Source organism: Streptomyces sp. XM83C, from assembly GCF_023072675.1.
In the GTDB taxonomy this organism is placed as follows: domain Bacteria; phylum Actinomycetota; class Actinomycetes; order Streptomycetales; family Streptomycetaceae; genus Streptomyces; species Streptomyces thermocoprophilus.
Genome location: NZ_JALLGL010000169.1, coordinates 1 through 13,841 on the forward strand (window position 1 = coordinate 1; position 13,841 = coordinate 13,841).

A 13,841-nucleotide genomic window follows, 5' to 3' on the forward strand; every position below is an offset into this window, starting at 1 on the left:
GGGGCGGCAGGGGCGGCGTCCTCCCACTCCTCCACGGCGGTGCGGGCCCCCACCTCCAGTGCGGCGGCGGCACGCCGGGCGGCACGGGCGGGGACGGAACGCCGCCGGCGCCACAGCGGCGACGCTGCGGCCAGCCCGGTCAGGCACAGCACGACGGCCCAGGCGGGACGCCGCTCCACGGTGTGGGCCGCGGTGCGGACGACGAAGCCGAGGACGCACAGCACGAGCGCGAGCAGCGCGAAGAACCAGGCGGTGGCCCGCAGATCGAACGACCGCCGGCCGGACCCGGACCGCATCCGCCGCACACGCACAGTCACAGGACGACGCCCCCTCCCCTGACTCGACGCATACGCGGACCGCTACCGTCTGCCCCGAAATCCCGAACCGATCACCCCGGAACCTCCGGAGCCCTTGCCCCTCCGCACCTGCTCCCTCGGAGCCCCGACGGCAAAGACCGCTCGAAACACCCTGGTCAAGAGCATGCCAGCGGCCGATGTGCGCCTGTTTTCGGACTTTCCCGGGCCGAGCGCCGAGGCATCGCCGCACCGGCACACAGCAGCCCTATGCTTCTACGCGCCTGTAGAGCACGGCCGGTACCCCGGCTGTGCTCGCGGGCGTGCCAGACAACCGCACATGAAGGAGTGGACGCCTCGATGGTGTTCAAGAGGCTGCTCGGCTCGCTCGGTATCGGCGGGCCCTCGGTGGACACGGTCCTCGACCCCGGCCCGGCCGTGCCGGGCGGTCAACTGACCGGGCAGGTCCATCTCCAGGGCGGCAGCGCCGACTTCGACATCGACCACATCTCCCTGGAGCTGGTGGCACGCGTCGAGGCGGAACTCGACGGAGGTGAGCGGGAGGGCGTCGTCGTCTTCGACCGTGTGACGGTCGGCGGCGGCTTCCGGCTCGCGGCGGAGGAGCGGCGCAGTGTCCCGTTCAGTGTGACGCTGCCCTGGGAGACCCCCGTCACGGAGCTGTACGGCCAGCCGCTGGGCATCGTCCTCGGGGTACGCACCGAACTGGGCGTGGCCGGGGCCAAGGACAAGGGCGACCTCGACCCGCTGACCGTCGGACCGCTGCCCGCCCAGGAGGCGATCCTCGAAGCGCTGGGGCAGCTCGGCTTCGGCTTCAGGTCGGCCGACCTGGAGTACGGCCGCATCGCGGGCACGGGTCAGCAACTGCCGTTCTACCAGGAGATCGAGCTGACCCCGGCGCCGCAGTACGCGCACCAGGTCAACGAGGTCGAGGTGACCTTCCTCGCCTCCCCGGCCGGGCTGGAGGTCGTCCTGGAGGCCGACAAGCGCGGCGGTCTCCTCTCCTCGGGCCACGACGCGCTGACCCGGTTCACCGTCGGCCACCACGACTCCCGCGACTGGAACGCGGAGGTCGACGGCTGGCTCCGCCGGCTGATCGAGCACCGGGGGGCCCACGGCGCGCACGCCGCGTACGGCCATGGCGACGCGTTCCCCGCCGCACACGGTGCCCACGCCCCGTACCACACGGAGCACGGCCACCACGACGACCACCACCGCTCGGGCCCGGGCGTCGGCACGGCGATCGCCGCCGGCGCGGCGGGACTGGCGGTCGGCGTCGTCGGCGGCATGGTCGCGGCCGAAGTCGTGGACGAGATCGGCGACTTCTTCGAGGGCGACGAGGACGAGGACTGAGTCCGGCGGCCGGGGTCCCCCGGCCGCGGTACCCCCCCGGCTGGTGCCGGACCGCACCTCGGGCGGGGTACCCCTCACACCCGCTCGCGGACAGCCCCGAGCAGGAGGACGCACCCGCCGTCGTCATGGTCCGCGCAGGCCGAGCCTCGCGATGATCCAGCAGGGTGCCTGCCTGAAGCCGACGACGTGAACCTGCCGGGGCGCCGTCGAGCCTCTCCCCCCGGACCGGGCCGCGTGCCTGCCCGACACGGCCCCGTACGACCATCCCCCGGACCGGGCCACCTGCCCGACACGGCCCCGTACGACCACTCCCCGGACCGGGCCACCTGCCCGACACGGCCCCGTACGACCACTCCCCGGACCGGGCCGCGTGCCTGCCCGACACAGACGTACGACCACCCCCCGGACCGGGCCACCTGCCCGACACAGACGTACGACCACCCCCCGGACCGGGCCGCCTCCCCGGCGCAGCTCCGTACGACGCCGCCCGCTCCGTGCCCTTCCCGGGCCCCGCCCGGGCTGCCGCCCGTTCTGGCCATCGGCCTGGGACCGGGCGGCCCGCTGCTCTTCCCGGCGCCTTCCGCCGCCCGCGACGCGCACCGAGCCGACCCGCCGGCGCACCGCCCCCGCCGCATGCCGCTCCGGGCCTCGGCGTGCCTGCGCCCAGCCCCGCGCGTTTCGACGGATCACACGCCACCCCTTGACACCACCCCCGGCCGCTCGTCACTGTAATGACGATTCTAGAACGTAACTTCTAGTTTTCGTCGATGGAACGCGGCTGGTCAGCGTTCCGCCTCCTCCTTTGCGGGCCGCCGCCCCGGCGCAGGTCCGCTCTGTCCCGGAACAGGGGAACCCGTATGAGGATCACCGACCACATCCCGCAGGAGAGAATGAGCGGGTTGCAGAGACGCGCCGTCGCCATCGCGATCACCCTGGTCGTGCTCGACGGCTACGACGTCTCCCTCACGTCGTTCGCCGCGCCCTACATCGAGCGGGGCTTCGGCGTCTCGAAGGCGGAGCTCGGACTGGTCATGTCCGGCGCACTGATCGGCATGCTCGTCGGCTCGATCATCGTCGCGCCGCTCGCCGACCGCATCGGCCGACGCAAGATGGGTGTCGTCGCCACTTCGACGATCGCGGCGGGCATGTTCATCGGCCCGTTCGCCACCCCGGAGACCGGGACCTGGCCCTTGGTGCTCAGCCGCATCGTCACCGGCGTCGGGGTCGGCTGTCTGGTCGCGGTGGTCGGCGTCGTCCTCGCCGAATACACCGGCAAGCGGGTGTACGCCCTGGTCATGGCCCTGTACGCCGCCGCCATCAACATCGGCGGACTGCTCGGCTCGATGATCGTCGGCCCGATGCTCGACGCGCGGGGCTGGCAGCTGGGCTGGTGGATCGGGTTCGCCCTCAGCGCGGTCGCCGCGATCGCCACGTACGCCCTGCTGCCCGAGTCCCTGGCCTGGCTCGCCGAGGGCCGCCGCCCCGACGCACTGGAGCGGCTCAACGCGCTGCTCACGAAGATGCGCCGTCCCGTGCTCGCCGCGCTCCCGGAACCGGAGAACACGGGGGCCGACGCGAAGGGCTCGCTGCGCACCGTCTTCACCGGCCGTACCGGCGCCTACACCCTGCTGATGACCGTCGGCTACGTCGCCTACATGCTCAGCTTCTGCTTCATGACCAACTGGGCGCCCAGCAGCGTGGCCTCGGCCAACGACAACCCCGCGCTGGCCCCGCAGCTCGTGACCGCCTTCAGCATCGGCGGCATCCTCGGCAACGTCCTCTTCGGCTACCTCGCCGGCAGGATCGGCGTCCGCGTCCTCACCCCCGTCTTCCTGCTCCTGGCCACCGTCACCCTGTCGTTGTTCGGCATCGTCGGCTCCCAGATGCCCACCGCCTGGTGGACCCTGTTCACCGCGTCCTTCTTCGTCTGCTCGGGCACCGCTGCCTTCTACGCGATCGTGCCGACGCTGTATCCGACGCTGGCCCGCTCCACCGGCTTCGGTGTCGTCATCGGCATCGGCCGGTTCGGCGGCATCGCCGCCCCGGTCGTCGGCGGCGCGGCCTTCAACGCCGGCTGGGGCATGGGCGCGGCCTTCACCGTCTTCTCCCTGCCGATGCTGATCGCCGGCGTCAGCGTCATCGCCCTCCACGTGGCCCGGCGCCGTCCCGACGCGGGCGCGGCACAGCACCCCGAGGCCGTGCTCTCCGGTACGTCCGCGTAGCGGCCGTCCGCCCCCTCCCAGAAAGGAACCAGCATCATGCCGCTGGCCGTCGCAGCGCTCTCCCACGCGCCGTCCTTCGGCAACGTCGACCCGGGCGGGGAGACGTTCGCCGAGATCAATGCCGCCATCGACGAGGTCGAGGAGTTCGTCTCCGCGTACGACCCCGATCTCGTCGTGGTGTTCGGGCCCGACCACTTCAACGGCCAGCTCTACTCGCTGATCACCCCGTGGGTCATCGGGGCCGCCGCCGAGGGCGTCGGCGACTACGGCACCACCGCGGGGAAGCTCCCCGTCGACGCCGACGCCGCCCGGGCCCTGCACGCCGCCGTCCTCGCCGAGGGCATCGACATCGGCCGCAGCGAGCGGATGACGGTCGACCACGGCATCGTCCAGCCCCTGGACTTCGTGTTCGGCAAGGACTTCACGCAGCCGATCGTGCCGGTGTTCGTGAACGCGATCGGCCTGCCCCTGTCCCCCATGCGGCGGGTACGGCTGATGGGCGAGGCGTTCGGCCGGGCCGCCCGCGCCCTGGACAGGAAGGTGCTGTTCCTGGCGTCGGGCGGTATCTCCCACAGCCCGCCGATCCCCCGCTGGGACGGCGCCCCCGGCACCGTGCAGGAACGTTTGATCGCGTATGCGCCCACCCCCGAGGAGCGGCACGAGCGCGAGCAGATGATCGTCCGGGGCATCCAGGCGATCGCCGACGGCAAGGCGCCGAGCGACCCTCTGAACGAGGAGTGGGACAAGCTCGTCCTCGACACGTTCCGCTCCGGGGACCTCACCCCGGCCGACGGCTGGGAGAACGGCTGGTTCGTGGCGGAGGGCGGCTCGGCCGCGCACGAGATGCGCAGCTGGATCGCCGCCTACGCGGCCCTGTCGACCGCCGGCCCCTACCGCTTCGCCGTCGACCGGTACTGGGCGGTCGAGAAGTGGGGCGCGGGCTTCGCCGTGCAGGCGGCGGTGACGGCGTGAGCGGGACGGAGAGGGCGCGCCTGGCGACCCTGTGGGAAGAGATCGCGGACCTGGAGCACTCGCTGCGGTACGTGGACGCGGGCGGTTGCCGCACCCGGGTCCTCGACATCGCCGGGGCGTCCCCGGACGCGCAGACGGTCGTCCTGGCCAGCGGCACCAGCGGCCACATCGAGGCATGGACGCAGAACGTCCGCGCGTTCGCCCGGGCCGGTTTCCGGGTGGTCGGGTACGACTATCCGGGCCACGGGTACACCGCGCTCGCCGACCATCCGCTGGAGATCCGCGACTACGAGGAGCATCTGCTCGCGCTGCTCGATGCGCTGGGCCTGGACCGGGTGCATCTCGCCGGCGAGTCGCTCGGCGGCTGGCTGGCGCTGAAGTTCGCGCCGAAGCACCCCGAGCGGCTGCGCACGGTGATCCTGTCCGCGCCGGGCGGCCGGGTGATCGGCGAACCGCAACTGGACCGGACCCAGTCGGTCAGCGCGAAGGCGGTGAGCGAGCCGACCTTCGAGAACGTCAAGAAGCGGCTCCAGGTGGTGATCCACGACCCGCGGAACATCACCGACGAGCTGGTCCGCGTACGCCGGGCGATCTACGCCCGCGACGGGTTCAGCATGGCGAACGTGTCCGCCCTGCGGGAGCCGGAGCGGCGGTGGCGCAACCGCGTGACGGACGACGACTTCGCGGCCGTTCCGGTCCCCGCCCTGATGGTGTGGACGGACAACGAGCCGACCGGCGACGAGGCCGAGGGCGCCCGGCTGTGCGGGCTCCTCCCGGACGGGGAGTACCTGCTGATCCGCGGCGCCGCGCACTGGCCGCAGTGGGAGGGGGCCGCCGAGTTCAACGCCGCAGCCGTCGCCTTCCTCCAGAAGCATGCCTGACGAAAGGACCGGAGTGAGCGTCACCCGGGAGACCATCAGCGAGATCGCACGCGAGCTGTTCGAGGCCAAGCGCGGCGTGTACACCGTGCCGTACGTGAGCCCCCGGCTGCCCGAGCGCGACCTCGACTCCGCCTACGCGATCTCCGCCGAGTTCGCCGCCCTGCGCGAGCGCGAGCTGGGCGTGAGACGGGTCGGCCGCAAGGTCGGTCTGACCAACGCCCTCGTGCAGCAGCGTGTGGGCATCGACGAGCCGGACTACGGGATCATCCACGACGACATGGTGCACGCCTCGGGCGTTCACCTGCCGCTGTCCGCGTACAACCGCCTGCTGATCGAGGCGGAGGTCGCGTTCGTGCTGAGGAGCGACATCACGGACGCCTCCCGTGCGAGCGTGGAGGCCGCGATCGACTACGTGACGCCCGCGTTCGAGGTCGTCGACTTCCGTTACGCCGGTTCCGTCGGGCAGATCGTCGACACCATCGCCGACAACGCCGGATGCAGCGGAGTCGTCCTCGGCGAGGAGCGGCACCCCTACGGCGAGGTCGATCTGACGCGGGTCGAGATGGTCATCACGGGTGGCGGCAAGGAGATCACCCGGGGTGTCGGCAGCAATGTGCTGGGGGACCCGGTGAACGCGGTCGTCTGGCTGGCGGAGACCGCGATCCGGACGGGTGAGCCGCTGCGCGCCGGAGAAGTGCTGCTGTCGGGCTCCATCGGCTACATCGAGCCGTGGCCCGCCGACGTCGAGTGCGTCGCCACCGTCACCGGGCTGGGTCGCGTGGTCGCGACCGCGGATTCGAAAGGCTGAACATGACTGACCACCGTCCTGTCGACGCGACCACCCGCGTCGAGATCGAGCAGCTCATCGCGGAGATGCTCTACCGCCTGGACCACAACCGGGCGGACACCACCTGGGAGCTGTACACGGAGGACGGAGTCTCCGTGGGCCCGATGGGTGACATGGACCGCGAGGCCATGAAGGTGTGGGGAGCCCAGCGGGCCCGGCGGACGGACCTCGTCGGCCGTCATCACATCGGCGGAATCCGCCTGGTGTGGGACGGGGACGAGGTCGAGGGCACCGTGCAGTACCTGACCTTCCGTGACACGAACGAGCCGCAGACGCTGCCCGCGTCGGTCGGTGAGTTCCGCGAGCGCTACCGCAAGGTGGACGGCCGCTGGCTGTTCGCCCGCCGGGAGATCGTGCCGGTGTTCGGCGGGCGGGCCGCCGCGGCCCACGCGGCGCGCGTGGCCGGGCAGGAAGGGCCGGCGCGGTGAAGCGGGAAGCTGTCGGCGGCGACCGGCACCCGGTGCTGTACCACCAGACGGTCCCGTCGTTCTCGATGCCGCAGTGGGCGGTGGCCGCCGGCTACGACGGTGTGATCCTCGACCTCCAGCACGGTGAGCTCGGGCTGGAGGCGGCCTGCGGGATCCTGCGCTCGATCCCCCGGGACAACGCCTACGCGTACGCCCGGGTGGGCTCGCTGGACCCCGCGCCCGTGCTGCGTCTCCTCGACAGCGGGGCCAGAGGCGTCGTCGCGCCGACCGTCGAGTCCCGGTCGCAGGCCGAGGCCCTGGTCGCCGCCGTCAAGTACCCGCCGGCCGGCAGCCGCAGCCTCGGCCCCTCCCGGCCCGCGCTGTATCCGGGCGACTCGTACACCGAGGCCGGCAACCGGGCGGTGTCGGCCGTCGCGCAGATCGAGACGAGCACCGGGGTCGACCGGGCCGAGGAGATCGTCTCGACGCCCGGACTGGACTCGGTCTACATCGGTCCCGCCGACCTCGCCGTCTCCTACGGCCTCCCCGGCCGGGGCGACTGGGACGACGGACCGGTGCGCGAGGCGATCGTCCACGTCCGCGAGGTGACGCGCGCGCACGGCGTCACCCTCGGCATCTACTCCGGCCGTCCCGACCACGCGGCCGGCCTCCTCGCCGACGGCCTCGTCGACTACGTCGGCCTCGGCATCGATCTCGTCCTGCTGAACCGCGCGTTCGGCGACACCATCGCCGGGCTGGGCCCGGCCCGATCCGCACGGAGCACCACATGAACAAGGCCTGCGACGTCCTCGTCGTCGGGGCTGGCCCGGTCGGCCTGACCCTGGCCAACCTGCTGGGACAGCAGGGCGTCGACGTACTCGTCGTCGAGCGGGAGCACGAACTCGTCGACTACCCGCGGGCCGTGGGCATCGACGACGAGGCGCTGCGCGCGATGCAGACCGCCGGACTGGTCGACGAGGTGCTTCCGCACACCGTCCCGGACCAGAAGATCTACATGATCAACGGCGACGGGGCGATCCTGTCCGAGGTGAACCCGACGACACGCGAGTTCGGCTGGCCGCGCCGCAACGGCTTCGTGCAGCCCCTGGTCGATCAGGTGCTGCTGGCCGGACTCGACCGCTTCCCCAACGCCGCCGTCCTGTTCGGCGCCGAGGTCGTGGACCTGACCGAGGACGCGGGCGGAGTCGTCGCCGCGCTCGCGGACGGAGGGACGGTGCGCGCGCGGTACGTCGTCGCCGCCGAGGGAGGGTCCTCCCCCACCCGCAAGCGCCTCGGTATCTCGTTCGAGGGCGAGACCCGGCCGACCGACGGCATCGTCATCGACGTCGCCAACGACCCGATCGGCACACCGCACGCGGTCTTCGGCGGTGACCCAGCCCGCAGTTACGCCTCCATCGCGCTGCCGCACGGGATCCGCCGCTGGGAGTTCACCCTCTTCGAGGACGAGGGCGAGGCCGATGTCGAGGACGACGCGTTCGTCCACGGTCTGCTCGCCCCCCATGTGCCCGACCCGTCGAAGCTGGACATCATCCGCCGGCGCGTCTACCGCCATCACGCGCGGATCGCGGGCCGGTTCCGGCACGGGCGGATCTTCCTCGCGGGTGACGCCGCGCACGTCATGCCCGTGGTCGGCGGGCAGGGCTGGAACTCCGGCATCCGCGACGCCTTCAACCTCGGCTGGAAGCTCGCCGCCGTCGTCAAGGGGCTGTCGGCCGACGGTCTGCTGGACACGTACGAGACCGAACGGCTCGGCCATGTCACGCAGATGGTGGAGGTCTCCCTCCGCATGGCGAAGGAGATGACGGACCACGACCCCGTCAAGGCCGCCGAGCGCGACCGGATCGCCGCCGCCCGGACCCCCGAGGAGCGGGAGGCACAGCGGCGGCAGGCGTTCAAGCCGCAGCCGAAGTTCGAGCGGGGGGTGGTCGTGCACACCCCGACGCCGGTGTCCAAGTCGCTGCCGGTCCGTGACGTGCCCCGGCTCGCGGGCACGATCTTCCCGCAGCCGAAGGCCACCGACGCGGACGGCGTCGAGATGCTGCTCGACGACGCGACCGGTCAGGGCTGGCGCGTCCTCACCTGGAACAACGACCCGACGGCGTTCCTGTCGGCCGAGCGGCGCGCGGCGCTGGACAAGCTCGGCGCGCGCCTCGTGCAGGTGGTGCCGAGGACGCAGCTGCCGTGGGCGCGCAAGCAGGCCACGCCCGGTGTCACCGTCGTCGGCGACCTCGGGGGCGAGGCGAGCCTGCAGGCGTGGTTCGACGCGCGGCCGGTCGGGGCCGTGGTGCTGCGCCCCGACCATGTGATCGCCGCCGAGTGCCTGACGCAGGAACTCGACGACGTCGTGGCCCGTGTCCTCGAGGCCGCCTGCGCCGTGTGACGCGGCGGGCGGCGCGGGGCACCGATGTCCGGGCGCGGGCGCGAAGTGGGCCGTGGTGTACGGCCACTTCGCGCCCGCGCCGGTGCGTCGCAGACGGCACAGTTCGCTAGTAGCACCGTTCTAGAATGATCGTGCTGGTGGCACGGGCAGGGACGACGGACGGCGACAAGGTGGCGGAATGACGCGCAGTACACGGCAGGGCGAGGGCAGGAAGGGCACGCGGCAGGCGCGCTCGGACAAGAGCCGGGAGCAGATCCTGCTGGCGGCGCTGGACCTGGCGCTGGAGCACGGCTACCAGGGCACGACGATGGCGGCGGTCAGCGCGTCCTCGGGGCTGCCGATCGGCTCGGTGTACTGGCATTTCAAGAGCAAGGAGCAGCTGTTCGTCGCTCTGCTGGAGCACTGCTACCAGGCGTGGATGGAGCTGCACTCCGGTCCTGAGGGGCTGCGCCGCAAGCTGTCCCGTGGCATCGCCGGCCTGTCCGGCGCCGACCCCGAGCACTACACGAAGGAAGAGGCGCTGCTCAAGGCGGCGGCGGTGTGGGCGCTGAGCCGGCAGCTGGGCGGGCTGGGCGAGGACAACGAGGTCCGGGCGGCGTACCTGCGGATGCGGGTGGAGATGTTCAAGGTGGACGTCGAGCGGATCACCGAGTCCGTCCCCGCCGAGGTCGTCGAACGTTTCCCGGATCTGCCCACCCGGCTCACCGTGCTGAGCCTGGCGTTGACCGACGGGTTCTTCGTCCACGCCAATTCCGATGTGCACCTGGAGCTGGATTTCGCCGAGTACGCGGACATGGCGGCGACGGCGCTGGAGGGCCTGGTGGCCGACTACGCCCGCCGGGCCGCCGAGGAGCGGAAGTAGGCGGCCGGTGGTCTGCCGCGCCCTGCCGGGTCAGACGGCGCGGGTGAGGCCGCCGTCCACGCGGAGGTTCTGTCCGGTGGTGTAGGTGGCGTCGCAGGCCAGGTGGGCCACGGTCCGCGCGACCTCCTCGTGGGCGGCGGCCCGCCCCAGGGGGATGGCGGAGGTCCAGGCGGCGGGCACGGTCGCGGGGTCGGCGACGGTGTACCCGGGGAGCACGTTGTTGATCCGGATGCCGTCGGCGGCGACCTCGTCCGCCCACAGCTTGGTCCAGGTGGTCATGGCGGCCCGGGCGACCATGGAGGTCGGGAAGCGGGGCGAGGGCTCGGCGGGGCTGGCCGAGGAGATGTTGACGATGCTGCCGCCGCCCTGGGCGCGCATCGGGGCCAGCGCGGCGCGGCAGGCCCGTACCACGTTGTAGAAGTACAGGTCGAACCCGGTGGCCCAGTCCTCGTCGGTCAGCTCCTGGAGCTTCCCCTTGGGGCCGTGGCCCGCGCTGTTGACCAGCACGTCGAGCCTCCCCCAGGCGGAGACCACCCGGTCCACGGCCGCCTCGACGACACCCGCGTCGGTGTAGTCCCCGCGGACGGCGAGGCCTCCGAGTTCCTCGGCCAGGGCGTTTGCTCCTTCGCCTCGGGCCAGCACCGCCACCCGGTGCCCGCGCGCCGCCAGGGCACGCGCCGACGCGGCACCGATTCCGCTGCTGCCGGCGATGACGAGGGCCGTGGGCCGGGCTTCGGTCATGGTGTGCTGCTCCTGCGTGTGGGGGCCGGGACACGGATTGAACGACTCTTCTAGAATCACTGTTCTAGACGAATGTAGGTCCGTGGGGGCGCGGACGTCAACGGGACGTCCGGTTCACCGCCGCCCCCGGCCGCAGCCCCCGGTCCGCGCGCGGGCCGCGCATCCGGCGGCGGGTGTCCGAGGCGGCCGGGGCGTGGACGCAGCCCTCCGGACCGGTCCGCATTGCGGCGGTTCGCCGTGGGGTGCCGCTGGCGCGATCCCGCCGTTCGGCGGGCCGTGGCCCCGCCCCCTGGCCGTCAGTTGTGTGAAAGCGGAACTACCCCACCGTGTACGGGCGTTGAAGCGCCGAGACTGCGGCGAGGGAGGTCACAGTGACGCTTGAGCACGTACGCGATCCCTGGCGCCTGTTGCTGGTCGAGGACGACCGGGAGCTGGTCGAGCTGCTGACCGAGGTGCTCGGGGACGAGGGGTACACGGTGGACGTCGCGACCGACGGGCAGCGGGGCCTGCACCTCGGCCTCACCCGCACGTACGACGTTCTCGTCATCGACCGGCGGCTGCCCGTGCTGGACGGGCTGGACCTGCTGCGCCGGCTGCGGTCCCGTCCGGTGCGATCGCCGGTGCTGATGCTCACCGGGATGGGCAGTGTGCCCGACCGGGTGGACGGACTGGACGCGGGCGCCGACGACTATCTGGCCAAACCGTTCGACCTGGACGAACTCGCGGCGCGCCTGCGGGCGTTGTGCCGCCGCTCGCGGGACGTGACCGACGTGCTGCGGATCGGGTCCGGGCAACTGCACGTGGGCCGGCGCGAGGTGGTGCTGCCGGACGGGCAGCGGATCGCCCTGGCGGCGCGGGAGTTCGAGCTGCTGCACGCGCTGGCGGTGCGGCCCGACGCGGTGTACACCCGGTCGGAGTTACGGCGGCTCGTCTTCGAGGAGACACAAGCGGCGTCGCTCGTCGACACGTACGTGTACTACCTGCGGCGCAAGCTCGGCCGCGGCGCCGTACGCACGGTGCGCGGACTCGGCTACCGGCTGGGGGCGCTGTGAGACCGCCGGGGCGGGACGCCGAGGACACGGTGGTGCGCCGGGCCCGGCTGCGCATCGTGTGGGTCACCGGCGTCGTCGTCACCCTGCTGATCACGCTGGTCGGGGCGGTGGCGTACACGGTGATGACGCGGGCGCAGGACGCGCAGGTGCGCCGCGAGGTGTGGTACGGCGCCGCGTACGGCGACCCGGAGCGGCCCCCGGGGTGCATGTGGCTGTACGGGCCGGACGGCACCGGGCCCGTCGGCGGGCCCGAGGGGTTCCCGCTGCGGTCCGACCTGGACCGGGTACGGCAGACGGGCGAGCCGGTGGAGCGCACGGTACGGCGCGACGGCACCGCCTACCTGGTGCGGACACAGCTGCGGCGCGACGGGGACGTGGTGCAGGCCGTGCTGGACCTGCGGTTCCAGCTCGCCGACCGTGACCATCTGTGGCTCGCGCTGGGGGTCGCCGAGGGCGTGGGTCTGGTGGCCGCGGTCGCCGCCGGGCTGGTGCTGGGCAGCCGGGCAGTGGCGCCGCTGGCCGAGGCGCTGGCGCGGCAGCGGCGGTTCGTCGCGGACGCCAGTCATGAGCTGCGCACCCCGGTGACCCGGCTGCACACGCGGGCGCAGATGCTGGCGCGCCACGCGGTGCGGGACGGGCTGCCGGCGCGGCACCGGGAGGGGCTGGCCGTCCTGGTCACCTCGCTCGGCCGGCTCGGGGAGGTGCTGGACGACCTGCTGTCGTCGGCGACGCTCTCCGCCGGGCAGGCGTGGCGGGCGACACGGCGGCGGGTGGATCTGGTCGCACTGGCACGGACGGCGGCCGAGGAGGAGACGGACCGGGCGCGGCAGCGGGGGCTGACCGTCCGGGTGGAGGCCCCGCCGCATCCGCTGTGGGTCGACGGGGTGGCGTCCGCGCTGCGCCGGGCGGTCGGCGAGCTGCTGAACAACGCCGTCACGCACACCCCGCCCGGCGGGAGCGTCGAGCTGACGCTGACCCGCTCGGACGGGGCGGTGGAGCTGACGGTCGCGGACACCGGGAAGGGCTTCGAGGCAGGTGAGGCGGAGCGGCTCTTCCGCCGCTTCCACCGGGGCGGCGGCGGCCGGTACGGGCTGGGACTCGCGCTGCTGCGGGAGGTCGTCACCAGCCACGGCGGCACGGTGGCGGCGTCGGGACGGCCGGGGCACGGCGCCCGGTTCACGGTGCGGCTGCCGCAGAGCGCGCCCTCTCCCCCGGTGCCCGCGGAGCGGTGGGTCAGGGCGTGGCAGGGGTGGCGAGCAGCCGTGCCGCTGTCCGGACGTCCTCGTCCAGTGGCCGGTCCGGGTCGACCGGATCGATGGCGGCGATGAGCGTGTCGAGGATCTCGGCGCACCGGGGCGCGGTGGGCCGGCGTGCGCCGACGTGGACGGCCTGCCGCAGCCCGAGGGCGAGAGAGCCGCAGAGCAGGTCGAGGAGTCCGGCCATGTCGTGGGCGCGGAGGGCGCCTTGGGTGCCGAACGGGACGACGTCCTGGTTGTGCAGGTTGGTCGGCAGGCTCTGCATGGCGGCGGGGGTGGCGTTGCGGCGGATCTCGGCGACGAAGGCGGTCGTCGCCAGCTGCACGCCCTGCAGGCCGTGCTGGGCGCCGGGTTCGGTGGCGAGCATGGGCGGCAGTCCGCCGTTGCGGGCCGGGTCCACCAGCAGGTCGAGCTGGCGTTCGGCGAGGTTGCCGAGCTGTGCGGTGACGGAGGCGAGCAGGTCGGCGGCGAACGCGGCGGGCTGCCCGAAGAAGTTCCCGCCGTGCACCGCCCGCCCCGCCCCCGCACTCTCCGGC

Annotated in this window: 13 protein-coding genes and 1 pseudogene; 11 read left to right on the forward strand and 3 right to left on the reverse strand. The window is 72.8% G+C overall.

The window, feature by feature from the left end; genetic code table 11:
* Positions 1 to 317: pseudogene (locus tag MTQ10_RS19200) on the reverse strand (restriction endonuclease); the annotation flags it as partial.
* A gap of 336 nt (positions 318 to 653) precedes the next feature.
* Here MTQ10_RS19200 and MTQ10_RS19205 point away from each other — a divergent pair.
* The 9 genes from MTQ10_RS19205 (at position 654) to MTQ10_RS19245 (ending at position 10,256) form a co-directional block, all read left to right on the forward strand.
* The gene (locus MTQ10_RS19205; protein ID WP_247469715.1) at positions 654 to 1,664 is read left to right on the forward strand and encodes a sporulation protein; all 1,011 of its coding nucleotides are present in this window, start codon (positions 654 to 656) and stop codon (positions 1,662 to 1,664) included.
* Positions 1,665 to 2,521: 857 nt separating this feature from the next.
* A complete protein-coding gene (locus MTQ10_RS19210) occupies positions 2,522 to 3,886 on the forward strand; it encodes an MFS transporter (RefSeq protein WP_247469718.1) in 1,365 nt (454 codons plus the stop codon).
* A 36-nt stretch (positions 3,887 to 3,922) separates the two neighbouring features.
* Positions 3,923 to 4,858 (forward strand): 3-carboxyethylcatechol 2,3-dioxygenase, encoded by a 936-nt coding sequence (locus MTQ10_RS19215; RefSeq protein WP_247469720.1) that lies wholly within the window; start codon positions 3,923 to 3,925, stop codon positions 4,856 to 4,858.
* Positions 4,855 to 5,739 carry an alpha/beta fold hydrolase gene (locus tag MTQ10_RS19220; RefSeq protein WP_247469722.1) on the forward strand — a complete coding sequence of 295 codons (885 nt, stop codon included), beginning with the start codon at positions 4,855 to 4,857 and terminating at the stop codon, positions 5,737 to 5,739. The genes MTQ10_RS19215 and MTQ10_RS19220 overlap by 4 nt, the downstream gene beginning before the upstream one ends.
* Positions 5,740 to 5,752: 13 nt before the next feature.
* Positions 5,753 to 6,547 (forward strand): 2-keto-4-pentenoate hydratase, encoded by a 795-nt coding sequence (locus tag MTQ10_RS19225; RefSeq protein ID WP_247469724.1) that lies wholly within the window; start codon positions 5,753 to 5,755, stop codon positions 6,545 to 6,547.
* A gap of 2 nt (positions 6,548 to 6,549) precedes the next feature.
* Positions 6,550 to 7,014, forward strand: coding sequence for a nuclear transport factor 2 family protein (locus MTQ10_RS19230; RefSeq protein ID WP_247469725.1), 465 nt, complete (start codon positions 6,550 to 6,552; stop codon positions 7,012 to 7,014).
* Complete coding sequence (locus MTQ10_RS19235) at positions 7,011 to 7,784, forward strand: HpcH/HpaI aldolase family protein (protein WP_247469726.1); 774 nt, start codon at positions 7,011 to 7,013, stop codon at positions 7,782 to 7,784. The genes MTQ10_RS19230 and MTQ10_RS19235 overlap by 4 nt, the downstream gene beginning before the upstream one ends.
* Complete coding sequence (gene mhpA / locus MTQ10_RS19240) at positions 7,781 to 9,394, forward strand: bifunctional 3-(3-hydroxy-phenyl)propionate/3-hydroxycinnamic acid hydroxylase MhpA (RefSeq protein WP_247469727.1); 1,614 nt, start codon at positions 7,781 to 7,783, stop codon at positions 9,392 to 9,394. The genes MTQ10_RS19235 and mhpA overlap by 4 nt, the downstream gene beginning before the upstream one ends.
* 178 nt (positions 9,395 to 9,572) lie before the next feature.
* On the forward strand, positions 9,573 to 10,256 hold the full coding sequence (locus MTQ10_RS19245) for a TetR/AcrR family transcriptional regulator (RefSeq protein ID WP_247469729.1): 684 nt from the start codon (positions 9,573 to 9,575) through the stop codon (positions 10,254 to 10,256).
* Positions 10,257 to 10,286: 30 nt separating this feature from the next.
* Here the strand turns inward: MTQ10_RS19245 and MTQ10_RS19250 are convergent, their stop codons facing one another.
* Positions 10,287 to 10,997 (reverse strand): SDR family oxidoreductase, encoded by a 711-nt coding sequence (locus MTQ10_RS19250; protein ID WP_247469730.1) that lies wholly within the window; start codon positions 10,995 to 10,997, stop codon positions 10,287 to 10,289.
* A 371-nt stretch (positions 10,998 to 11,368) separates the two neighbouring features.
* Between MTQ10_RS19250 and MTQ10_RS19255 the strand changes: the two genes are divergently transcribed.
* Together MTQ10_RS19255 and MTQ10_RS19260 are read left to right on the forward strand one after the other, a co-directional pair.
* Entirely contained in the window at positions 11,369 to 12,049 is a 681-nt protein-coding gene (locus tag MTQ10_RS19255; protein ID WP_247469732.1) for a response regulator transcription factor, read from the forward strand.
* Positions 12,046 to 13,377 carry a sensor histidine kinase gene (locus tag MTQ10_RS19260; RefSeq protein ID WP_247469733.1) on the forward strand — a complete coding sequence of 444 codons (1,332 nt, stop codon included), beginning with the start codon at positions 12,046 to 12,048 and terminating at the stop codon, positions 13,375 to 13,377. The genes MTQ10_RS19255 and MTQ10_RS19260 overlap by 4 nt, the downstream gene beginning before the upstream one ends.
* On the opposite strand, the gene MTQ10_RS19265 is transcribed toward MTQ10_RS19260, so the two are convergent.
* A partial coding sequence (locus MTQ10_RS19265; protein ID WP_247469734.1) for an aromatic amino acid lyase occupies positions 13,283 to 13,841 on the reverse strand: 559 nt, incomplete at its 5' end. The genes MTQ10_RS19260 and MTQ10_RS19265 overlap by 95 nt on opposite strands.

Bases quoted from the DNA above. Each gene is read 5' to 3' on its own strand.
- MTQ10_RS19205 (WP_247469715.1), top strand. From the start codon at position 654: ATGGTGTTCAAGAGGCTGCTCGGCTCGCTCGGTATCGGCGGGCCCTCG.
- MTQ10_RS19210 (WP_247469718.1), top strand. From the start codon at position 2,522: ATGAGGATCACCGACCACATCCCGCAGGAGAGAATGAGCGGGTTGCAG.
- MTQ10_RS19215 (WP_247469720.1), top strand. From the start codon at position 3,923: ATGCCGCTGGCCGTCGCAGCGCTCTCCCACGCGCCGTCCTTCGGCAAC.
- MTQ10_RS19230 (WP_247469725.1), top strand. From the start codon at position 6,550: ATGACTGACCACCGTCCTGTCGACGCGACCACCCGCGTCGAGATCGAG.
- mhpA (WP_247469727.1), top strand. From the start codon at position 7,781: ATGAACAAGGCCTGCGACGTCCTCGTCGTCGGGGCTGGCCCGGTCGGC.
- MTQ10_RS19245 (WP_247469729.1), top strand. From the start codon at position 9,573: ATGACGCGCAGTACACGGCAGGGCGAGGGCAGGAAGGGCACGCGGCAG.
- MTQ10_RS19250 (WP_247469730.1), bottom strand. From the start codon at position 10,997: ATGACCGAAGCCCGGCCCACGGCCCTCGTCATCGCCGGCAGCAGCGGA.